General features: G+C 44.0%; 18 protein-coding genes and 2 tRNA genes. 7 read left to right on the top strand and 13 right to left on the bottom strand.

The genetic code is table 11. From position 1 onward, the window contains the following. Nucleotides 1–165: 165 nt before the first annotated feature. The 10 genes from BM528_RS08725 to BM528_RS08680 form a co-directional block, all read right to left on the bottom strand. The gene (locus BM528_RS08725; protein ID WP_332249013.1) at nucleotides 166–1,536 is read right to left on the bottom strand and encodes a M20/M25/M40 family metallo-hydrolase; all 1,371 of its coding nucleotides are present in this window, start codon (nucleotides 1,534–1,536) and stop codon (nucleotides 166–168) included. A gap of 314 nt (nucleotides 1,537–1,850) precedes the next feature. Then, entirely contained in the window at nucleotides 1,851–2,558 is a 708-nt protein-coding gene (gene nth, locus BM528_RS08720) for an endonuclease III (protein ID WP_232230616.1), read from the bottom strand. 84 nt (nucleotides 2,559–2,642) lie between these two features. Continuing rightward, nucleotides 2,643–3,335, bottom strand: coding sequence for an electron transport complex subunit E (locus BM528_RS08715; RefSeq protein WP_071979547.1), 693 nt, complete (start codon nucleotides 3,333–3,335; stop codon nucleotides 2,643–2,645). Beyond that, nucleotides 3,335–4,030 (bottom strand): electron transport complex subunit RsxG, encoded by a 696-nt coding sequence (gene rsxG / locus BM528_RS08710; RefSeq protein ID WP_071979546.1) that lies wholly within the window; start codon nucleotides 4,028–4,030, stop codon nucleotides 3,335–3,337. Before rsxG ends, BM528_RS08715 begins: the two co-directional genes overlap by 1 nt. Continuing rightward, nucleotides 4,030–5,115: an electron transport complex subunit RsxD gene (rsxD, locus tag BM528_RS08705; protein ID WP_071979545.1), complete on the bottom strand. Its 1,086-nt coding sequence runs from the start codon at nucleotides 5,113–5,115 to the stop codon at nucleotides 4,030–4,032. The genes rsxG and rsxD overlap by 1 nt, the downstream gene beginning before the upstream one ends. Next, on the bottom strand, nucleotides 5,112–7,445 hold the full coding sequence (rsxC, locus tag BM528_RS08700) for an electron transport complex subunit RsxC (protein ID WP_442855901.1): 2,334 nt from the start codon (nucleotides 7,443–7,445) through the stop codon (nucleotides 5,112–5,114). Before rsxC ends, rsxD begins: the two co-directional genes overlap by 4 nt. A 2-nt stretch (nucleotides 7,446–7,447) precedes the next feature. Beyond that, a complete protein-coding gene (rsxB, locus tag BM528_RS08695; protein ID WP_071979543.1) occupies nucleotides 7,448–8,017 on the bottom strand; it encodes an electron transport complex subunit RsxB in 570 nt (189 codons plus the stop codon). Next, on the bottom strand, nucleotides 8,017–8,598 hold the full coding sequence (gene rsxA, locus BM528_RS08690) for an electron transport complex subunit RsxA (RefSeq protein WP_071979542.1): 582 nt from the start codon (nucleotides 8,596–8,598) through the stop codon (nucleotides 8,017–8,019). Before rsxA ends, rsxB begins: the two co-directional genes overlap by 1 nt. Nucleotides 8,599–8,816: 218 nt before the next feature. Beyond that, nucleotides 8,817–8,893, bottom strand: a tRNA-Asn gene (locus BM528_RS08685). Between the two features lie 28 nt (nucleotides 8,894–8,921). After that, nucleotides 8,922–8,998: transfer RNA gene (locus BM528_RS08680), tRNA-Asn, on the bottom strand. Between the two features lie 1,337 nt (nucleotides 8,999–10,335). Between BM528_RS08680 and BM528_RS08675 the strand changes: the two genes are divergently transcribed. The 5 genes from BM528_RS08675 to BM528_RS08655 all read left to right on the top strand — a co-directional run bounded on the left by BM528_RS08675 (nucleotide 10,336) and on the right by BM528_RS08655 (nucleotide 15,629). Continuing rightward, nucleotides 10,336–11,628, top strand: coding sequence for an MATE family efflux transporter (locus tag BM528_RS08675; RefSeq protein ID WP_083595376.1), 1,293 nt, complete (start codon nucleotides 10,336–10,338; stop codon nucleotides 11,626–11,628). 10 nt (nucleotides 11,629–11,638) lie between these two features. Then, entirely contained in the window at nucleotides 11,639–13,654 is a 2,016-nt protein-coding gene (gene uvrB, locus BM528_RS08670) for an excinuclease ABC subunit UvrB (RefSeq protein WP_071979540.1), read from the top strand. A 234-nt stretch (nucleotides 13,655–13,888) separates the two neighbouring features. Then, complete coding sequence (locus BM528_RS08665) at nucleotides 13,889–14,815, top strand: LysR family transcriptional regulator (protein ID WP_071979539.1); 927 nt, start codon at nucleotides 13,889–13,891, stop codon at nucleotides 14,813–14,815. Nucleotides 14,816–14,874: 59 nt separating this feature from the next. Continuing rightward, a complete protein-coding gene (locus tag BM528_RS08660; RefSeq protein ID WP_232230615.1) occupies nucleotides 14,875–15,252 on the top strand; it encodes a hypothetical protein in 378 nt (125 codons plus the stop codon). Further along, complete coding sequence (locus BM528_RS08655; RefSeq protein WP_071979538.1) at nucleotides 15,252–15,629, top strand: hypothetical protein; 378 nt, start codon at nucleotides 15,252–15,254, stop codon at nucleotides 15,627–15,629. Before BM528_RS08660 ends, BM528_RS08655 begins: the two co-directional genes overlap by 1 nt. A gap of 94 nt (nucleotides 15,630–15,723) precedes the next feature. Here the strand turns inward: BM528_RS08655 and queC are convergent, their stop codons facing one another. Next, nucleotides 15,724–16,380: a 7-cyano-7-deazaguanine synthase QueC gene (gene queC, locus BM528_RS08650; protein WP_071981238.1), complete on the bottom strand. Its 657-nt coding sequence runs from the start codon at nucleotides 16,378–16,380 to the stop codon at nucleotides 15,724–15,726. 118 nt (nucleotides 16,381–16,498) lie between these two features. Here queC and queE point away from each other — a divergent pair, with 118 nt between their 5' ends. After that, nucleotides 16,499–17,149, top strand: coding sequence for a 7-carboxy-7-deazaguanine synthase QueE (queE, locus tag BM528_RS08645; RefSeq protein WP_071981237.1), 651 nt, complete (start codon nucleotides 16,499–16,501; stop codon nucleotides 17,147–17,149). Between the two features lie 31 nt (nucleotides 17,150–17,180). Next, nucleotides 17,181–18,032 (top strand): substrate-binding periplasmic protein, encoded by an 852-nt coding sequence (locus tag BM528_RS08640; RefSeq protein WP_232230614.1) that lies wholly within the window; start codon nucleotides 17,181–17,183, stop codon nucleotides 18,030–18,032. A 51-nt stretch (nucleotides 18,033–18,083) separates the two neighbouring features. Here BM528_RS08640 and asnB read toward each other — a convergent pair whose 3' ends face one another. Continuing rightward, nucleotides 18,084–19,754: an asparagine synthase B gene (gene asnB / locus BM528_RS08635; protein WP_071979536.1), complete on the bottom strand. Its 1,671-nt coding sequence runs from the start codon at nucleotides 19,752–19,754 to the stop codon at nucleotides 18,084–18,086. Between the two features lie 485 nt (nucleotides 19,755–20,239). Next, complete coding sequence (locus BM528_RS08630) at nucleotides 20,240–21,913, bottom strand: M28 family metallopeptidase (RefSeq protein ID WP_071979535.1); 1,674 nt, start codon at nucleotides 21,911–21,913, stop codon at nucleotides 20,240–20,242. Between the last annotated feature and the right edge of the window lie 55 nt (nucleotides 21,914–21,968).

Below are 21,968 nucleotides of genomic sequence, written 5' to 3'. Positions count from 1 at the left end.
TCCCCGAATGGCGAGTTTAAAATGTCCGTACTCTTTGTTGTGTCACCTTGATTTAGAACCACTATGCCTGCGGTAACACGCCGCAATTACGAACATTTTAAGTCTCGCTGAATGGGTAAGTATCTATGCGGACTTGTATAACATCCTTGTTCACTGGTATTTGTGTTATTTCGTGCTCTTCAAATCAACCTCTGTGTCGGCAAGTAAATATATACTGGCCGCATAAGCTGCGATATTTTGCGCAAGCTCATCAGGATTTATCTTATCCAGAGTATCATCGGGAGTGTGATGTAAATCGAAGTAATCTCGACCATTTTGATTAAGCCTAATAGTAGGGACGCCCTTTGCTGCAAGCGGAATAATATCTGGTCCGCCGCCAACAACATCTGCTGCACCTCTAATGATGCCAAGTGGTGACAGTATTTTAGCAATCTCATCGACCAATATTGTAGCCTCTGGGTTGACGTTTGAGACGAGCTGCCAAATAGTTTGTGCGCCAAAATCGGATTCAGTGGCTATAACATGATTAGCCAAATTAGCTTCATGCTGTTTCGCATAGGCAAACGCACCTAGTAAACCAACTTCTTCGGCTCCGAACATAACAACGCGAATAGTGCGTTTTGGCCTAGTTGGAAGTTTAGCGATAAGTGCCGCAGCTGCTGTGGTAATAGCAATACCAGCACCATCATCTACCGCGCCAGTTCCCAGATCCCAGCTATCTAAGTGGCCGCCAATTAGCACAATTTCTTCTGGTTTTTCACTACCCACGATATCCATTACAACATTGCCGCTGTTTACTTCACCCTTCCATTTCGACTCACTGTGAAGTGACAATGCAAGAGGCTTATCTGTGCGATACAAACGACGTAAATGGTCTGCATCGGGGTTAGAAATAGCTATTACCGGTATTTCTGCCCATTTATCACCGTTCTTACTCATCATACCTGTATGAGGAAAACGATGGGAGTCAGAGCCTACTGAGCGCACTACAAGGGCGCTAGCACCTCCACGCTGAGCGTGCTGCCAACCAATGCGGCGGCGTTGATTAGCCTGTCCATAGCCTGCTCCCGTCTGGCTTTTGACCATAGCATCTCCGTCTACAAAGGCAATTTTACCCTGCAGTTCGCCGTCTTTTACTTCAGTTAACGCATGAATATCACGAAAGTAAACCACATCTGCGTTTACTTCGCTTTTACTTGGCGCAGCTCCGCCCAGCGCAGTTCCGTATAGTTCTTGCTGATAAGGAGAGGTTAATGCAATGTGTAGATGCCCTCTGTCCCAAAAAGGCATACTAAATTCTTCTATCGTAACCTTGTCGAACCCCAACTCTTTGCCTAAGTCTGCGCCCCAGTCTCGAGCGCGCTTTTCGGCTTCAGAGCCTCCTAACCGCGGGCCAACTTCTGTGGTTAAAGAGGTAACAATATCGTAGCCTAATTTGCTATTTAACGCGGTTTCAATTAATTGTTCAGCAGTGTCTTTCTGCGTATCTGTAATAGGGGAGGGGGCGGCTGATAATGAAGCGCTTAACACGCCCATTAATACACCGAATGTGGCGGCTTTTAGTTGTAGCATGACATCTCCAAATTCTTATAAAGTGCTTATCAAGATTTTATGTAGTTATTTTATACTTTTTGTTATTTATGCGGACCGATGGTTTTGTCCAATCATAGCTGTTGAAACTAGAATGTCGATACGGTGTGCTGTCAGTGTAGTATTTAAGGAGATAGATTGAATATTTAGGCGTGAGCTTTAGTAAGTCTGAAGAAAGGGCAATGCTAAAGATAGAGCAACGCTACAGAAAGAGCAACGCTATAGTAACAGCAAGACAGTGGCTAGAGTCTATTTTTAAACTAACCTTTCCGTTTTGACGTTAGCGCAAGTTTTTTGTCCTTTTTCTCTTTTTCTTTCAATACTTCGTTAATAAAGCTCTTTCGTCCAAACTCTCTCGTAATAATGCATCTATCGAGTGAAAAGCCTCGTGCAGGGCAATATTCGCGACCATAAAATATAATCTGCAGGTGAAGGTCGTTCCACTTTTCTCTGGGGAATAAGCGTTTCGCATCTCTCTCGGTTTGCTCGACGCTTTTACCATTAGACAGACCCCATCGATACATCAAACGATGAATGTGGGTATCTACGGGAAATGCAGGTACACCAAACGCTTGAGACATTACTACTGAGGCGGTTTTGTGGCCTACTGCTGGCATGGCTTCAAGCGCGGCAAAGTCTTTAGGTACCTCACCGTTATGCTGCTTTATAATCATATCTGACAGATGCCAGATACCTTTTGATTTCATTGGTGAGAGACCACATGGCCTTATGATATTTTGAATTTCCTCAATACTCATTGAAACCATATCGTAGGGATTATCGGCTATGGCAAAGAGTTTAGGTGTTATCTGGTTAACGCGCTCGTCGGTACATTGTGCTGAAAGTAAAACAGCCACTAAGAGGGTGTAAGGATCTTTGTGATCTAGAGGCACTGGAACTTCTGGGTAAAGTTCATCGAGAATATCCATAATAGCCTGAACTTTCTCTTTTTTTGTTAACGTTTTCACTGCACCACCCATGTAATGTATACCTTATTTGTTCTTATTTATTTTGGTTTAAGCAATGAGAGTTAAGCATACATAAACTACTTTTTACGCCTCTGCCGTTACTCTAGCCCTTTCTGCTTTCTCTTTTGGTGCTGTTTCTCTTGCTGCCAGCTTCGCATCTATCATATTTTTTAACGCTATTAGCAAGCCCATTGCGAGAAAAGCGCCAGGAGGAAGAATGGCGAGTAAAAACGGGCTATCGGTCTCAAATAGAACAACTGTCCAATTTTTAGCAGCATCGCCAAAGAGTCTATCGGCTCCAGCGAGTAGAGTGCCTGCACCTAACACCTCTCTCAAACCGCCGAGAATAACCAGAACAGCTGTAAAACCAAGCCCCATCATGGCACCGTCATACGCTGACGCCAGCGGCTTATTTTTCGAGGCAAAAGCTTCCGCTCGGCCAATGATGGCGCAGTTAGTCACAATTAAAGGAATAAAAATCCCCAGTGCTAAATATAGCTCGTAGGTGTAGGCGTTCATAAGAAGCTGCACAATAGTCACAAACGAGGCAATGATCATAACGAACACAGGAATACGGATTTCATTGCGCACAATGTTACGCACTAAAGATACGGTTACATTACTGCCAATGAGCACAAGCATTGTGGCAAGGCCAAGGCCTAAGCCATTAATGAAGGTTGAGGTTACCGCTAGCAGCGGACAGAGTCCGAGAAGCTGCACTAGAGCAGGGTTGTTCTTCCATAGCCCTTGAAGCGATAGGTCGCGAAAATCGGTCATTATATTTGCTCCTCAGATGTTTGGTAATCAGCAGCTTGACTTTTCACTGCCTGAACATCTGCCGTGTCTGTTATGTCGCAGGCATTTGCCGCATCAAATAATGCCTGCTGATTGGTTTCAACGTACAAAAGAGCGTTTTTCACTGCACTCACTACTGCTCTAGGGGTAATTGTTGCGCCAGTAAACTGGTCAAACTCACCACCGTCTTTCTTAACTTGCCATGGCGCCAGGTTATCACTTGAGAAATCTTTGCCAGCAAAGGAAGTTATCCAATCACTTATCGCAAGCTCTACTTTGTCACCAAGTCCTGGTGTCTCTTTATGCTCCACTACGCGAACGCCTAGCACCTCTAATTGGGTGTTAACGCCAATCACCATATCAATGTTGCCGCTATATCCATCGGGCGCTGTTGCCTGAACGACTAGCGCACTTGGTGAATTATCTAAACGCGCTCTATAAATCGCATGCTGACCAGGCCCTAATAATTTTGAATCAGTGACAGTACAGTCAGCATACAGCGCATTGGTGTGTAGGTTGTTAGGAACTACTTCATTTAGAACACTGAGTAACTTGCGCTTCTTTTGTTCTTCGATGGTGTCCTTGGTACCAAAAAAAGTAACGGCAATAAGTGCTGTGGTAACAATGGCAAATGCACCTAGCATAGCGCCATTTTTAACTAAGCTATCTTTCAACATTACTTTGCACCTCGTTTACTGGTCACATTCTTGCCATAGACTCGGGGGCGAGTGTAATAGTCGATTAAGGGTACCGCCATATTCATGATAATCACGGCAAAGGCAACCGCGTCTGGGTATCCACCAAAGACACGAATAATTACAATCCAAAACCCAATTGCGGCACCAAAGATAATGCGGCCTCTAGGTGTAGTTGAGGCTGATACTGGATCTGTTGCGATAAAGAAAGCGCCAACGATAACAGCGCCATTTAATAAGTGAAAGAGTGGTGACGCGTAAACGTCGCCATTAGCTAAATGCAAAACGGCTGCGCAGATGAATACACTCACAATCATGCTGCCGGGAATATGCCAACTAATGACACGAGTTTTTACAAGTGCAAGGCCGCCAAGTAAGTAGGCTAGGCTAACCCATCCCCATCCTGCGCCCGCAGCATCAAAGAAGCTTCCGTTAAATGTCGCCTTTGATAATGATTCTGAGTAGGTTAGCCCTTGAGTCAGATCGGTTTTTAACGTATCCAACGGCGTTGCCATTGTCACGCCGTCGGCGATAGTTCTCAACTGAGTAACGTCGTAGCCGCTGGTGGTGAAACCGGTAAAAATAAGTGAAACAGAGTCTAAAAAGCTGGGTGTAATCCCCGCTTGCGTTGTGGCAGGAAGCCAGAGGCTCATCGCGGCTGGAAACGAAATAAGTAAAACCACGTAGGCAATCATAGCAGGGTTAAAAATATTGAAACCTAGACCGCCGTAAACTTGTTTTGCTACCCCAATGGCAAAAAACACGCCAATAACCGTCATCCACCATGGTAGCGTTGGGGGAATACTAATAGCGATTAAAAGCCCAGTAAGTACTGCACTATAATCGGTGAGTGTTCTTTCTATAGGTCGATTTCTTAAGTACAAGATAACACCTTCAAAAAGAACAGCGCTAAACACCGCAATTACCGCTTGAATTAGCATTCCCCAGCCAAAGAAGAATGTCTGAGCCAGCATGCCAGGAATCATTGCATAAATAACAATACGCATGACTTGCCCAGTGTCACGTCTGACTCTTTGATGTGGTGAGCTTGATAAACTTAGTTTCATTTCGACTCTTTCTCTTTATCAGCCGCCGCTTTTTTAGCCTTCGCTTTTGCCACTGCCGCCGCTATGCGCGCCTTTTTGTCATCTGGCGTTATGTTACCGGTAGATACAGAAGTATCATTACTTGTATCGCTAGTCATCGCATCGTCTGTGTGAGCATCGCTGGTGGAAGAATTGCTATTTGCGGCATTGCTGGCCGATGTACTGCCTTGAGCACTCGCTTTTTTGGCTTTAGCCTTTGCTACTGCCGCAGCAATACGCGCTTTTTTTGCTTCAGCTGCTGAAGTTGCTCCACCGCTGGCTTCGGAAGTGTTAGGCTCCTTGGGAGTTACTCCGCTCTCATTTCTGCTCTCATTTTCGCTTTCCTTTGCACTGTCCTTTGCGTTGTCTGAGGTAGATTGAGTGCTTTCAACTTGCTGAGGCTCGTTTGACGGGGCATTATCTTTTGTTTCTTGCGCCGCTTTTTTTGCCTTCGCACGAGCTATAGCCGCAGCTACTTTAGCCTTTTTAGCATCGGCCGATGTGGAATCAGCGTTGTGCGTTTCAGCGAGTGGTGCATCTGGGTTTTTCGCTGAGCTAGCTTGAGCTTCTTTTTTCGCTTTTGCTCTCGCTATTGCTGCGGCGACTTGCGCCTTTTTGTCGTTGGCTGCAGTTTGAGTTTTATTATCTTCGTCAGCGGCTTGCGAGTTCGACTCGGAAATTGTTTTAGAGGAAACATCCCCTGTTGATGAGTTTGCTTGAAGAGCGGCTTTTTTAGCCTTAGCCCTAGCAAGTGCTGCGGCAACTTTATCTTTTGTTTCGTTTACCGGTGAAGCAGCTTCTTCTGCGCCAGAAGGCTTGGCTTTGCTTGCTGCGAGCCTTGCTTCTTTCGCCTTGCGATGCTTTTCCTCTCTTTCACGCTTCTCTCGCTCAAGCCTTTCGTTTCGTGCTTCAAAGCGCTGCTTGGCTTTTTCTGCCTTATTTCTTTCGTCTCGCTGCAGTCGAATATCTGCTTTTGCCTGTCGGTAGTAGTGAACCAAGGGGATCTCACTAGGGCATACGTATGCACATGCGCCGCACTCTATACAGTCAAATAAGTCGTAGTCTTCTGCTTTGTCATATTCTTTCGCTTTAGCATGCCAAAACATTTGCTGAGGCAGCAGAGAGGCAGGGCAAGCATCTGCGCAAGCACTACAGCGAATGCAGGGGCGCTCAGCCCCTTCGTCTACCAATTCTTTTTTGCTGGGAACTAGCAGGCAGTTTGTGGTTTTAACAATAGGAATTGTTGCGTCTGATAGGGTGAAGCCCATCATCGGGCCGCCCATCACTACCTTAGGTACTTTTTGCTTTTTAGGGTTGTATTCAGCCTGTTCAAGAAGATGCGCGACAGGAGTACCAATGAGTGCTCTGAAATTCCCCGGCTTCTTAACGGCCTCTCCTGTCACGGTAACAATGCGCTCTATCAAAGGTTTGCCTTGCAAAATCGCATCGGCTACGGCGTAGCACGTGCCCACATTGAACATTACAATGCCAATATCTATGGGTAAGCCGTCGCGAGGAACTTCTCTGCCGGTTAATACCTGTATAAGTTGTTTTTCGCCGCCTGCCGGGTACTTAGTTTCTACACTCACTACGCGGTAAGATTCTTTATCTTGGCAAGCAATGTTCAGAGCTTGGAGAGCCTCAGGCTTATTATCTTCAATGGCAATAATTATCGCCTGAGGGTTAATAAGGTGAGCCAAAATATCTAAGCCCTGTCTAATTTGCCACGCATGCTCTCGCATCAGTCTGTCGTCTGACGTGATGTATGGCTCGCATTCAATGCCATTAAGTACTAAGAATTCGATAGGCTTCGACGTGGAAGTCTTAATATGGGTAGGGAAGCCAGCGCCACCCATTCCCGAAATACCCGCTTGACAGATATGCTTAATGATCTCGTTTTTATTCTCATCAAGATAATTGGGTATGGGCTGCAAGTCGCACCACGTATCATTACCATCAGGCTTAAGCGTAATACACATTTCGGTTAAGCCGCTTGGGTGCGCAACTACATGCGGCGCAATTGCGATAATTTCGCCAGAGGTTGGAGCGTGAACTGGCACGGCGAAGGGCGTGGCGCTCTGCGACAATATTTGGCCTTTGTAAACCCTGTCACCTACCTCTACACAGCACGCACCATCTGATCCAATATGTTGACGCATAGGAATGATGAGGTGTTCGGGAAGTGACGGGGTTTGTATCGACGTGTTATTAGACAGAGATTTTCTATCGTCAGGATGCACGCCACCTGGGAAGGAGTAGAGTTTACCGTCGTTAAGGTTTTCTATAATGGAATCGAAGCTAGGAGACAACACAATTAAGACACCATTTTTATAGGAATGTCACCTTTCGGTGAGGCAGAAAAGTCCCAGTTCCACGTGGATGTGGTTTGCACCAATGGAACCATGTTGATGCAGTCTACAGGGCAGGGGTCAACACAAAGATCGCAACCAGTACACTCATCGGTAATAACCGTATGCATGTGCTTTGCCGCACCTAAAATTGCGTCCACCGGACATGCTTGAATACACTTTGTGCATCCAATGCATTCGTCCTCGCGAATAAACGCGACTTTTTTTGAGTCTTCTTCACCGTGCGCAGCATCAAGGGGTTTTGCTTCTACCCCCATCAGGTCAGCTAACTTTTTAATCGTGGATTCACCGCCAGGAGGACACTTGTTAATATCATCCCCATTAGCAATAGCCTCTGCATAAGGCTTACAACCCGGATAACCACACTGACCGCACTGTGTTTGCGGCAAAATTTCATCAATTTTATCAACAAGAGGGTCGCCTTCTACGTGGAAGCGAATACTCGCGTAGCCTAAAATCAAACCAAAAATAACGGACAATATGCCAATTGTGATAACTGCGAAAGAAATAGACATTATACTTTCACCAACCCACTGAAACCCATAAATGCCAGCGACATTAACCCAGCGGTTATCATTGCGATTGAGGCCCCTTTAAACGCAACCGGAACATCCGCTGCGGCGAGTCGTTCACGCATAGCTGCAAACAATATAAGTACCAATGAGAAGCCGAGCGCAGCGCCGAAACCATATATAAGGCTTTGCATAAAGTTGTGTTGCTCAGTTAAATTTAACAAGGCAACACCAAGCACAGCGCAGTTTGTTGTAATAAGAGGAAGAAAGATCCCGAGAAGCCTATAGAGTGTGGGGCTGGTTTTATGGACCACCATTTCAGTAAACTGCACTACCACTGCAATAACTAGAATAAAGGCTAAAGTTCTTAGATAACTCAACCCTAAAGGGGCAAGAAGATAAGTTTCCACGAGATAACTCGATGCCGATGCTAGCGTGAGTACAAAGGTAGTGGCCATAGACATACCCATAGCAGTTTCAAGCTTGCTCGAAACTCCCATAAATGGACATAGCCCTAAAAACTTCACCAAAACGAAGTTGTTTACCAATACTGTGCCAATCAAAAGCAGTAGAAATTCAGTCATGAAAAAACCAACATGGAAAAACAATTCCTTCAACAATTGCTAGGGTCATTGCCCACGAATAAAAAAGAAAGCGATATAGCGCTATTATCCCTTTTTAAGGCAGGTTTAACAACTTGATTGAATTAGGGTAATTTAATGTAATGTTGTTTCTAAAAGGGTAAATAAAAAAGGAGTTTTTCGTATGACAACCCAAGCCAGAGCAGCTTTGGCCAATTAAGTGGCTCCCCCTCCCCGACTCGAACGGGGGACCTGCGGATTAACAGTCCGTCGCTCTAACCAACTGAGCTAAGGGGGAATTGACACTTAATTCGTTGTTGAAAGCTTGGCTCCCCCTCCCCGACTCGAACGGGGGACCTGCGGATTAACAGTCCGTCGCTCTAACCAACTGAGCTAAGGGGGACCTGTGCTTCAACGGGGGCGAATATTAAAGAGGTACATTGTTGCTGTCAACAATATATCTAAAATATTTGTTCTGACTGCACAAAAAATAGCTTTTCTTGCCTTTTGTGCTTAATTTGTCGTCAGTACGGTAAAATTTGTGCTTAATTACTGAGCATAGGGCCGTATCCTGCCGATTAAATATTATTTTCCTAGTGCTGGAAGAGACTGTGGAATGTCTAAATTCGCATATCGGTTATTGCGCGAATGCTATAACAAAAAAGAATAAAAAAAAGCTTTCATACTGGTATTATGTACAGGGTTTCATAAATCTGTAACCTGAACCTAAGGATTAAAAGGTTAGTCATTACTTACCTTTTATGAGACTTTTTGTTCAACAAATCGCGCCAACTATGGCCTGCCGTTAGTTATCCACTAATTCTGTGGATAACTATGTTGATAGGTTGATTTTATACTTAGTTACAGAACGATCTTAAAGCTTTTGATCGGTATGTATTGAGTGGGTTATTTTTTGTTTGTTTATAAAAATCAATTAATTAAAGTCACTTTGCAGATCTATTAAGCAGATCGACCTTGATCCCATGGATAAATTTTAGCTTGTGTGTTAATTCAACGAATGTCTAAAAGCCAAACAGCTAAATTTATGTTTTTTCAATAATTGTTACATGTTTATAACATCATTAACGCTTTGCTAATGGGAACTGATTTTCTAAATTTGCCGCTTATACCGCACTCCAATGGGCGAATCGAGTGAGTAGTAACGAGGTTGAAAGTTGGAAAGAGACTTTATTTCTCTATCTTCTGATAACAAACATTAAACTACCAAGGCAAAATCTTATTTCAACCTATTCGCATTAAAAGCTGCTCTAAAGAATATTTTCATCAAAAACAAAATCAGGTTTAAAGGCGCACTAAATATCTATTTCATCGCTTAGCCGTGGCATAACAACCAGCACTCTTTTAAACTACCGCCGTTCGGCTGCACAACGAAGGGGAGTAGGTGCAGTTAAATAAGTGTGCAGTCAAATAAGTGTGCAGCTTATAAATGTGTAGCGACAGAGATGTTCGGCGAAGTGAACGTACTGATATGTGTGCTAGAGAAACGCAAACATTTTTTGTTTTTAAATCGAGATTTTTTTTCAAATCGCAACATTAGAGCTGTAAGTATGGCACTTATATTTTATATAGGCGTATAAATATCTACATACGTTGTGTGACGCCAAGACAAGAAATAAAAAACGCACAGGAGAGTAAGTGATTAAAGACCAGCGAGATCGTAAAGTGTCCAACTTATTGGAAGGCGACATAGGCCCAACATTAAAGCGTATGACTATTCCGATGATTTTGGGCATGGTCATGATGATGAGCTTCGGCTTAATTGATACTTTTTTTGTAAGCCTTCTTGGCACCGATCCCTTAGCAGCAATTAGTTTTACTTTTCCTGTGACATTTACCGTTATTAGCTTAACCATAGGTCTTGGAATTGGCACATCAGCAACGATTGGACGCTTACAGGGAAGTAAAGAGCTAGAGAAGTCTAAGCTGTATGCCACTGGTTCATTGACTCTATCTGCAATGCTAGTAGGCGTGTTGGCCACTATAGGTTTCTTCTCAATACCCCCCGTTTTTTCCATGCTCAATGCCTCTGAACGTCTAATGCCTTATATCTCTGACTATATGGGCTTGTGGTATATATCGAGTGTTTTTCTTGCTCTCCCTATGGTAGGCAACAGTGTATTAAGAGCATGTGGCGATACGAAAACTCCCAGTATCGTTATGGCGTCTGTCGGCGGTTTAAATGCGTTGCTTGACCCGTTATTCATTTTTGGTTTTGGGCCTATCCCTGCAATGGGAATTAAAGGCGCTGCACTTGCCACCTTTATTGCTTGGATAGTAGGCGCCGGTTGGATTATTTACATCTTGGCTGTAAGTCGTAAGTTGATGCTTCCAAGGTTGCTTTCATTTGCTGAATTGCGCACCAGTAGCAGAGATATTCTAAAAATAGGATTGCCCGCCGCAGGGGCGAACATGCTTACACCAATTGCCGGTGGAGTGATGACAGCCATAGTTGCAGCCTACGGAGCTGAGGCTGTAGCTGCCTGGGGGGTCGGGAATCGAATGGAGTCAATTGCTAACATAGTGGTGTTAGCACTATCAATGACTCTCCCTCCATTTATAAGTCAAAACTTTGGTGCATCACAAATAGAGCGTGTTAAGCATGCTTATTCGCTCGCGCTTAAATTTGTTTTGGTATGGCAATTCGTAGTGTTTCTCGCCATGTGGGGGCTGTCTGATTGGATTGCACAGGCATTTGCAAATGAAGCTAAAGTGAGTGCGTTAATTCAACTGTTCCTTATGATTGTGCCACTAGGCTATGGCATGCAGGGGATCATAGTGTTAACGAATTCATCGTTGAACGCTATGCATCGTCCTATGACCGCGCTAATTCTTAGTATCATCCGCTTATTCGTTTTCTTCGTACCCATTAGTATTGCGGGCAGTTACTTATACGGCCTGCAAGGACTATTTGTTGGTAACGTTATTGCAAACGTGGCCATGGCGGGTGTTTCTCTTGTCGTGTTTAAAAAAGCAATAGCGCAGTGCGACCACAGCTCTGTTAGCTCAAAATAAAGGTATTGAAATGAGTAGAGGTTTCGAACTTCATTCGAAATATAAACCCGATGGCGATCAACCCGCGGCAATTGAATCCTTAGTGGACGGTTTGGAAAGCGGTTTAGCCGCACAAACACTGTTAGGTGTTACCGGTTCGGGTAAAACATTTACTATGGCTAACGTGATAAAAGAAGTGCAGCGTCCCACTTTAATCCTAGCTCATAACAAAACGTTAGCGGCGCAGCTTTATGGGGAGATGAAAGAGTTCTTTCCGAATAATGCCGTAGAGTATTTTGTATCTTACTACGATTATTATCAGCCTGAAGCCTATGTGCCAACTACAGATACGTTTATTGAGAAAGATGCCTCTATTAATGACCACATAGAACAAATGCGACTGTCAGCGACTAAAGCGCTGATGGAGCGAAGAGACGTCATTATCATTGCCAGTGTGTCTGCTATTTATGGCTTAGGCGACCCTGAGTCGTATATGAAAATGTTGTTGCACCTTCGCCAGGGCGACACTATGGACCAGCGCGATATATTAAGAAGACTTGCTGAATTGCAGTACAAGCGCAACGATCTGGCTTTCGAGCGAGGCACTTTTCGCGTTCGCGGTGATGTCATAGATATCTTTCCCGCCGATTCGGAAAAGCAAGCTGTGCGAGTTGAGCTTTTCGATGATGAAATTGATAAAATAAGCTTGTTTGACCCACTTACTGGTGCCGTTGATAAGTCAGTAGTGCGGGCTACCGTGTTTCCTAAAACTCACTATGTAACGCCGAGAGAAAAAATTCTTAACGCAATAGAGCACATAAAGGATGAATTGGGAGACCGTAAAAAGCAGCTGCAAGAAGCGAATAAGCTGATTGAAGAGCAGCGAATTTCACAGCGAACGCAATTCGACATAGAAATGATGATGGAGCTTGGCTATTGCTCTGGTATCGAAAATTACTCGCGTTACCTTTCTGGTCGCGCTCCAGGCGAGCCACCGCCAACCTTGTTAGATTACTTTCCAGCCGATGGCCTGATGTTTATCGACGAATCTCATGTAACCGTATCTCAAGTGGGTGCTATGTATCGCGGCGACCGCTCCCGTAAAGAGACATTGGTTGAGTTTGGTTTTAGGTTGCCATCGGCCCTAGATAATCGACCTTTGAAGTTTGAAGAGTTCGAGAAGATTTGCCCTCAAACAATCTATGTTTCTGCAACGCCCGGCGATTATGAGTTGAAAAAAACCGAAGGCGATATTGTTGAACAAGTAGTGAGACCCACTGGTTTATTAGACCCTATTATTGAAGTGCGCCCTGTTGCTACTCAAGTGGACGATGTACTCTCTGAAATTCACAAGCGTGTGGCGTTAGATGAGCGGGTACTAATAACCACGCTTACCAAGCGCATGGCGGAAGATTTGAGCGAATATTTGAACGAACACGGCGTCAAGGTTCGCTATCTTCATTCAGATATAGATACGGTAGAGCGTATCGAAATAATTCGTGATTTACGTCTAGGGAAATTTGATGTGTTGGTAGGAATAAACCTCTTACGAGAAGGTTTAGACATGCCTGAAGTCTCTCTTGTTGCCATATTAGATGCCGATAAAGAGGGCTTTTTAAGAGCTGAGCGTTCTCTCATACAAACTATTGGTCGTGCTGCACGTCACTTAAACGGTAAAGCTATTTTATATGGCGATACCATCACCAAGTCGATGCGAAAAGCTATCGACGAGACCGATAGACGCCGTGAAAAACAGATGGCGCACAACAAAGCGAATAATATCACTCCAATGCGTTTAAATAAGGCAATCACCGATATTATGGACTTAGGTGAAAGCGCGCACCCTGCGTCTGGTAAAGTAAGACTCCGTAAGGTAGAAGAGAAGAAAAAACAGCAGAAGACGGCCAGTGCCACTGATCTTATGGATCAAATTGCTGAACTCGAAAAGCAAATGTTTGAATATGCAAGAGAGCTCGAGTTCGAAAAAGCAGCGTCGCTGAGAGATGATGTAGAAGCCTTGAGAAAGCAAGTTGTCGCTTTATCGTAAATTTTTAACCAACAGGGGCGTGATGATCTTTGCTCAAAAATTGTAAAGCAACGACTAACACGCTCTTATAAAACAGTTATTCAGTATAAAGCTGAATAACCCACGAGATTAAAATAACAAAGAAAAAACACCATAATTGCGATTAAATGTCGCAAATTGTCGTTGTAATAGCCTGTCTAGTTTCATATAGTTAGTGGAAGAGTATCAATAACTATACCTAAAACAGGTGCTACTATGCTAAATCGTCTCCAAGAATCGGATATTAAGCTATTGCGTGTGTTTTACGCAGTGGCAAGTTGTAATGGATTTACGGCGGCTGAACCCGTGTTGCGTATGCAGCGACCCAACATAAGCGCGGCAATCAAAAAGTTGGAAGAGCGCTTAGATCTCGTTCTTTGTCATAGGGGCCGAGGCGGTTTTCAGATGACCAAGGAAGGCGAGGTTGTTTTTCAAGAAACCAAGCGTATTTTCAACGCATTCGATAACTTCGTTTTCAACCTGAAGTCGCTTCATGACGATTACTCTGGGCACATTACGCTTGTACTCATGGCCGGCTTGCCGCTTTCAATGCATCTAGCGGTAAGTAAAGCCGTTAAAAGCACCATGAAAAAGTTTGATGATATTCACGTAAATATTCAAACGCGTCTGTATAACGAAGTAGAGCACGTAGCACTATCTGGAGAATGTCACCTTGTTGTATCAACCTATGACATGGTTAAACCCGAATCGGTAACCTTTCACCCTGTGGGGTTAGATGTTGAAGGGCGTTTATACTGCTCACCAACTCATGCATTGGCAAAATACCGAGATACCGAACTTCCCGATGATGTAAATATTGAGGATTATCCTGCAATAGGTATATCGGGTTTGTCTTCTGCTAACTATATTGAAGACGAATCACGTCTTGCTATTCAAACCTTCTCCGACTCCTTTGATGCTGCTATGTCAGCTATTATGACAGGAGAGTATGTAGGTCTGTTACCCGACTATATGGCAAAAGAGCAGGGAGCGGCATTAGGATTAGTTCCTATCGCGAACGGAAGTCTATTTAAGTTCACCCACGAATTGTTTGTAATGAATGGCAAAAATACTCGGTTAAACCCAGTGTTACGCCACTGCATAAAAGAACTTAGTTATTTCATCGCTGAGAGCCAAAAATAATAGCAAACTTTTCTAAAATTACAGCGCAGAAATGGGTTTTGTGTGGCGAAGGCAGACCGTTGAAAGAAACAGGTATTTTTTATTTAGCCAAGTTACTTTCATTCTTTTTTGGAATTTACGGCTGCTTTTTCCTGCACAGCTCACTACACGTGCCTGTTGTTGTGAGCGCCGCCTCGATAGGCCTTTTAGGTAGCTTTTTTCCCTCTCATTTACGTTTCAAACACCACATACAGTCGGCAATCTATGCTGGGGCCTTTGCGGGAATGTGTTCCTACAATATTGTTTCTTCTGTTTACGATCTAATGTTGATGAGTATCATCGGTGCCGCGCTTTATACGGCCTTGAGGAATGTATTAATTGGCATTGGCGGAAAGCTTGGTGCAATTGCCTTCGTTTCCGTGGCTAGCGTTATCTTAACTAAAGCGATGATGTTCTGATGGTATTGTTTTTCTTTGCGCTATTAGGAGGCATAGTCACATACAAAGCTAGTTCTCAACCTTGGATGAACAGTGTTAGAGCAAGCAGTGCCGGTACGTTAGTATGTTATCTACTGGTTTTGTTGCTCGCTGGTACAGATAAAGCTAACGTTTATGCCACTATGTTCTTTGGCGGAAGCTTTGTGGGCATGACATCGTCTCATCGACTCAATCATACCGGAATTTTGATCGCGTCTTGTGTGTTTGGCGCAATCAGTGCGGTTATTTTACCGCTTCTAAATGGAATTGGCGGGGCGTTAGGCGTGTGTGCTTTCATATCCGTTGTCATTGTGCATATCGGCTCAGTGGCGTTTCAGCGTATTGCAATGAGGAAGTGACCTCAAGCTCTCACGTCACTTTTCCGTTAGAAGCGCTTTGTGGACATAGCCCTTGTGAAAGGGCTTTAGTCACAAGTTAGACTCTTAAAAAGAACTACTCGTATTCTAAGGGGTCAGTGGCGTTATTGTCCTTAAATGCCTCTAAACGTTCTTCGCAGGCCCCGCATTTTCCGCATGCTTTCTCTCTTCCGTTATAGCATGTCCACGTTTTGCCATAATCTAGCCCCATGTTGAGGCCGTCGGTGAGAATTGCTGTTTTGCTGTCATCGATGTAAGGAGTGACAATTTCAACGGGGGTGTAATTTGCTATCCCGCACACGTCATTCATACGGTGCACAAATTCGGGTCTACAATCTGGGTAAATAGCGTGATCACCAGCGTGAGCACCGTAGTAGACTTTGTTTGCCTCTAAACTAACTGCATAGCCAACCGCAAGTGACAGTAGAATCATATTGCGATTAGGTACAACCGTTTGTTTCATACTGGGTTCTTCATAATGACCTTCTGGAACCTCAATATCAGAGGTTAACGCAGAACCACCCACTAAAGAATTGATAGCACTTATATCAACCACTTTATGTGGCACATTAAGCGACTCACAGACCCCAGCTGCGTAATCAAGTTCTTTCTTATGGCGTTGACCGTAATTGAAACTAAGCGCGTGCACCTTTTTCCCTTCCCTAAGCGCTTTATGCAATACAGTGAAGGAATCCATACCTCCTGAATAAATAACAACAACGTTTTCTGACATAGTTTTTAACGAATTAAGAAATAATGTCAGAATTTTATGTGATCCTTGGTAAAATCCCAAGATACAATCGGTAAAGGACGTCAATTTGTCTGTATTAAGCACGTTAAACATCAATGAAATGTTTGAAACCATACAAGGTGAGGGAGCGCATACAGGAATTCCCTCAATTTTTGTTCGTTTACAAGGGTGCCCAGTGGGGTGTCCGTGGTGCGACACAAAACACACATGGGAAATAAAGGAAGACTTAATTGTTTCCTCAAAAGAGATCATCGAGCAAACAGAGGAGTCAGAAACATATTTTCTTAGCGATGATAAAGAGCTTCTCACTTTATTCGAAAAAGAGGGGTATCTAGCCAAGCACGTTGTCATTACCGGCGGTGAACCATGTATGTATGACCTGCGGGGACTGACTACATTACTGCACGATAACGGCTTTACAACGCAAATTGAAACAAGCGGCACGTTTGAAATTTTTTGTGATGAAAGAACATATGTCACGGTATCGCCGAAGATAAATATGCGAGGCGGTTTTGAAGTACTTACCAGTGCGCTAGAGCGCGCAAATGAAATAAAGCATCCCATTGCTATGCAAAAGCATATTGATGAACTCGACGCGCTTTTAGCTAATGTGTCGTCACTGGAAGGGAAGCAGGTATGTCTCCAGCCAATAAGTCAGCAACCAAGAGCAACGGAATTAGCCGTGAAGACTTGTATTGCGAGAAACTGGCGGCTATCTTTACAAACACATAAGTATATAGGTATTGAATAATAACCTAATGACAAATAAAGGAATGTTAGGGATGTGTAGAGCACTTGCTCTTGTGTTGTTGCTTGGCTGTTTTTCGGTTCAAGGGGCGTTGTGGACAATCACTTACCCGCGTCCAATAGACGATACTGACGAGCGCACGCAATATCCCATAGCACTGCTTAAACTAGCGCTCGACAAAACAGGCGTTAACTATGAACTACGTCCCTCAGACAGAATTTTGCTATCTGGTAAAGCAATGCGCCAGCTGCGTGAAAATAGACAGGTAAACGTTGTGTGGAGTATGACGGATATCCAGAGGGAGAAAGATCTCAATGCTATCCGAATACCTATTGCCAAAGGACTAATCGGTCTACGAGTTTTTGCAGTAAACGATAAAAAGCGGGCGAAGTTCAAAAACATTAGTTCTATTGAAGATATGCGTGGCTTTGTTCCAGTGCAAGGGGAAGACTGGCCGGATACCAAAATTTTACAGGCCAACGGCTTTAATGTGTTTACTGTGCCTGAGTTCGATGAAGCCTACGATTTTCTAAAGCAGGGGAGAGGCGATTTCTTTCCCCGCTCGGTTATTGAGATCACACCTGAGCTTGAAAAGCTTGGTAAAGGGTCAAACATATCCCTAGAACCGTCTTATGCCTTATATTATCCCACTGCCATGTATTATTTTGTCAGCAACAATAATAAAACATTGGCAAATCTAATCGAGTCGGGGCTTCGCAGAGCGAAAGCTGATGGGTCGTTTGATAAACTTTTTCAGTCTACCTATTTGCCTGTTCTCGATAAAATTAATATGAGCGAAAGAACGATATTTACGATTGAAAACCCTTTGCTACCCGATGATACGCCATTAGATGATGAGTCTCTGTGGTATACGTCTATGCAATAAAAAACGCGACTTTACGTCGCGTTTTTTAGTTAACAAATTACTCTGCTGATATTAAGATTCACCCGAGTGAACCCCTTTCATTGAGCGACCCGACGGGTCTGCATTGTTCTTAAAGCTTTCATCCCACTCAAGAGCTTCTACGGTACTACACGCGATAGATTTTCCTCCTGGAACACAGCGTGCCGCGCTTTCTTGTGGGAAGTAGCCCTCAAAAATAGTGCGGTAGTAGTAACCTTCTTTCGTATCAGGGGTATTGTGCGGGAAGCGGAACTCGGCAGTGGCAAGCTGTTGATCAGTCACTTCGTTGTCTACAAAATCTCTAATAGAGTCTATCCAAGAATAGCCTACGCCATCACCAAACTGCTCTTTTTGACGCCACAAAACCTCTGCGGGAAGCGTGTCACCGTTATCGAACGATTTACGAAGGATCCATTTTTCCATTTTCCCATCAAGACACATCTTGTCTTGTGGGTTCAAGCGCATGGCCACATCAATGAAGTTTTTATCAAGGAAAGGCACGCGGGCTTCTACACCCCAGGCGGAAGTCGCTTTGTTAGCGCGGGCGCAGTCGAACATATGAAGACGGTCTAGCTTACGAACAGTTTCTTCGTGGAATTCTTTAGCATTTGGCGCTTTGTGGAAATATAGGTAGCCGCCAAAAATTTCGTCAGCTCCTTCACCCGACAACACCATTTTAATACCCATAGCCTTAATTTTTCGGGTCATTAGATACATAGGTGTGGCGGCACGAATGGTTGTCGTGTCATAAGTTTCAAGATGGAAAATAACGTCACGGATCGCGTCTAAACCTTCTTGAATGGTGAAATGTATTTCGTGGTGCACAGTGCCAATCATATCAGCCACTTTCTTGGCGGCTTTCAAGTCAGGCGCACCTTCTAAACCGACAGCGAAGCTGTGGAGTCTAGGCCACCATGCGTCTGTTTTGTCTTCATCTTCTACACGCTTGGCAACATATTGTGCTGCGACTGCAGACACCAATGAGGAATCTAGACCACCTGACAGAAGTACTGCGTAAGGAACGTCTGACATCATGTGAGATTTCACGGCCTTTTCAAATGCAACTCGAAGCTCTTCTAGGTCAGAGCTGTTGTCTTTTACATTCTCATAGTCCATCCAGTCGCGCTTGTAATATTTAGTTAGTTTGCCTTCCTTACTCCACATGTAGTGGCCTGGAGGAAATTCACTTATGGTTTTACACACACTGGCTAGCGCCTTCATTTCAGAAGAAACATAGAAGTTGCCGTGCTCGTCGTAACCTGTGTAAAGGGGGATAATACCAATGTGATCACGTGCGATTAGGTATGCATCTTTTTCTTCGTCATAAAGAATAAAAGCAAACATTCCTTCTAGTTCGTCAATAAACTCCACGCCTTTTTGTTGATATAGGGGAAGTATAACTTCGCAGTCAGAGCGAGTTTTAAATGGATAAGGCTCATCCAAATCAGCAGCTAACTGCTTGTGATTATATATTTCACCGTTAACAGCAAGGATGTGCTTGTCGTTCTGACTGATAAGCGGTTGAGCGCCTGTATCTACATCGACAATAGCCAATCGTTCATGACAAAGAATGGTATTGTCATTATTCCAGATACCCGACCAGTCAGGGCCACGGTGGCGCAAAAGTTTAGATAAATCGAGGGCTTGGGTTCTGAGTTCAGACACATCGGTTTTGATATCAAGGATACCGAAAATACCACACATAAAACGAGTTCTCTCTGTTCACTTATTGAAAAAAATGGGTTATTTCTGTCGGGCGCTTGTCTATAAGCAGCGAAAGATTATTATTTTTGATTTGTATGGTTCGCGTGTCTTGAATGTGCCAGTCTGACAGGAAATTGCAAGTACATTGTGATGATAAAATGGAATTTATTAGTTCTTTTGAAGCCTGTTAACGACAAAAATGCAAAAGTATTCTAAATTGCCTGAAAAATCGTCAGTGATATACCTTAGCTAGCTGCGACCTTTCCTTTTAGCTCCCAGAAACTAGCGTTCTAACCTCTGCACTGTTTACGATTAACAAGTTGCGATTAACAAGTTTCTATTGAATTTTTTATCGATAGTGAAGTTGGTACAGCGATGCACATTGCGAATGCAGTGCAAAAAAACGTGCAGAGTAAATTAAGAAGCCCCGCTGGGACGGGGCTTCACGCTTTTCTTATCTTTAAGCTTTCGGTTTAGCTTTGTTTTTAATACTGGCGCTGAAACTCACTGCCTTCGTTCCATTTAGGCCACATAGGCGCATTCGCTACATTCACACCAACGTCGAATAACATCTGTGTATCTTGCACTATGCCGCTTAAGTCCCAGCTGTCTCTATACTCATCACATACTTGGTGATAGCAGCCTGTAACGATAACATTCATGCGCTTGCGATATTTAGCTGTTTCCTCATCGGCAGGCTCGTCGCCTCCTTCAGCATAAAGCGCTGGTACGCCTTGCTTCGCAAAACTGAAGTGATCAGAGCGATAGTAGTAGCCTGCCTCTGGTTTATCCTCTTGTGTTAGCACTCTTCCTTGCTTATCTGCAGCCTTTTTAAGATAGGTTTCAAGCTCAGATTTTCCCATTCCAACCACGGCAACGTTTTTAGTTTTACCCAATACATTCATGGCATCCATATTAATATTGGCGACGGTTCTCTCAAGTGGAATGACCGGGTTAGCCGCATAGTACTTGCTGCCTAACAGACCTTGCTCTTCTGCCGTCACGACCAAAAATGATACTGAGCGTTTTGGTCTAGGGCTTAGAGAAGAGTAGGCCTTTGCCATCGCTATCATTGCGGCAGTGCCGGTAGCATTATCATGAGCACCGTTATAAATTTGATCGCCTTCTTTGCTAGCATCTTTACCAAGATGATCCCAGTGAGCTGTATAGATGATGTGATCATCTGCAAATGCAGACCCGGGTAAAGTTGCAATAACATTATTACTCTCAGACTTTTTGAACGTGTTGTTAACGGTAACTGAGGCTTTGATATCCATGGCTTTGTGATAGGGGCCTTTCATCGCCTTGGCCTTCTCGCTAGTAAAATCTAATCCGGCATCACTGAACACTTTTTTAGCTGCATCTAATGTCAGCCAGCCTTCAACTGCAACTCTGCTCGCGCCTTTGTCGGGTGTTACAAGACCGTATTGAGGACCACTCCAACTGTTTGCCACTACCGACCAACCGTAAGAAGCCGGAGCTGATTCGTGCACAATAATAGCGGCTGCAGCACCCTGGCGACTGGCCTCTTCATATTTATAGCTCCAACGACCATAATAAGTCATTGTTGTACCCTGAAATTTACCGCTTTTAGGGTTTTCAAAGCCAGGATCGTTGATGAGTATCACCACGGTTTTCCCTGTAACATCTAACCCTTCGTAGTCGTTCCAATCATATTCAGGCGCATTGACACCATAGCCTACGAATACAAGCTCGGAGTCTTCTAGACTCACTGACGCTTGCTCGCGTTTGGATGATGCCACCATGTCTTCTTTATAGGTGAAGCTATTGTCTCCAATTGACATTGTCATGTCGGGGTCAGCAGTAATTTCCATCAACGCTACTTTTTGCAGGTAGCTATCGCCATTTCCCGGCTCTAAACCGGCTTCTTTAAATTGGCTTACCAGATAATCAATTGTCTTCCTTTCACCCTCAGTGGTTGGTAAACGACCCTCAAATTCGTCTGATGAAAGGATCTTCAACGGCTCTCTAATATCTGTGTCTGAAATGCTGTTATACACGTCATCAAAATTTGTTGACGCCTCTGCTGGCAAGGCGCTTTTCACTTGGTTTTGTGGAGGTTCTGTATCGTTAGATGGTGTACATGCACTTACGCTAAAAAGCGCAGGAACAAGCAAGGGCAAGAACATTTTTTTCATTATTAATCTCTATTAATTGTTTTTGTTTGCTCTACAATAGGGAGTGTCGATTTTT

The organism is Alteromonas sp. RW2A1 (genome assembly GCF_001886475.1).
Lineage (GTDB): Bacteria > Pseudomonadota > Gammaproteobacteria > Enterobacterales > Alteromonadaceae > Alteromonas > Alteromonas hispanica.
Note: the sequence above shows the minus strand (reverse complement) of the source record. Positions and strands in the feature narration are given on the sequence as shown.

Bases quoted from the DNA above. Each gene is read 5' to 3' on its own strand.
- BM528_RS08725 (WP_332249013.1), bottom strand. From the start codon at position 1,536: ATGGGCGTGTTAAGCGCTTCATTATCAGCCGCCCCCTCCCCTATTACA.
- BM528_RS08715 (WP_071979547.1), bottom strand. From the start codon at position 3,335: ATGACCGATTTTCGCGACCTATCGCTTCAAGGGCTATGGAAGAACAAC.
- rsxG (WP_071979546.1), bottom strand. From the start codon at position 4,030: ATGTTGAAAGATAGCTTAGTTAAAAATGGCGCTATGCTAGGTGCATTT.
- rsxD (WP_071979545.1), bottom strand. From the start codon at position 5,115: ATGAAACTAAGTTTATCAAGCTCACCACATCAAAGAGTCAGACGTGAC.
- rsxB (WP_071979543.1), bottom strand. From the start codon at position 8,017: ATGTCTATTTCTTTCGCAGTTATCACAATTGGCATATTGTCCGTTATT.
- rsxA (WP_071979542.1), bottom strand. From the start codon at position 8,598: ATGACTGAATTTCTACTGCTTTTGATTGGCACAGTATTGGTAAACAAC.
- BM528_RS08675 (WP_083595376.1), top strand. From the start codon at position 10,336: ATGATTTTGGGCATGGTCATGATGATGAGCTTCGGCTTAATTGATACT.
- uvrB (WP_071979540.1), top strand. From the start codon at position 11,639: ATGAGTAGAGGTTTCGAACTTCATTCGAAATATAAACCCGATGGCGAT.
- BM528_RS08665 (WP_071979539.1), top strand. From the start codon at position 13,889: ATGCTAAATCGTCTCCAAGAATCGGATATTAAGCTATTGCGTGTGTTT.
- BM528_RS08655 (WP_071979538.1), top strand. From the start codon at position 15,252: ATGGTATTGTTTTTCTTTGCGCTATTAGGAGGCATAGTCACATACAAA.
- queC (WP_071981238.1), bottom strand. From the start codon at position 16,380: ATGTCAGAAAACGTTGTTGTTATTTATTCAGGAGGTATGGATTCCTTC.
- queE (WP_071981237.1), top strand. From the start codon at position 16,499: ATGTTTGAAACCATACAAGGTGAGGGAGCGCATACAGGAATTCCCTCA.
- BM528_RS08640 (WP_232230614.1), top strand. From the start codon at position 17,181: ATGTGTAGAGCACTTGCTCTTGTGTTGTTGCTTGGCTGTTTTTCGGTT.
- asnB (WP_071979536.1), bottom strand. From the start codon at position 19,754: ATGTGTGGTATTTTCGGTATCCTTGATATCAAAACCGATGTGTCTGAA.
- BM528_RS08630 (WP_071979535.1), bottom strand. From the start codon at position 21,913: ATGAAAAAAATGTTCTTGCCCTTGCTTGTTCCTGCGCTTTTTAGCGTA.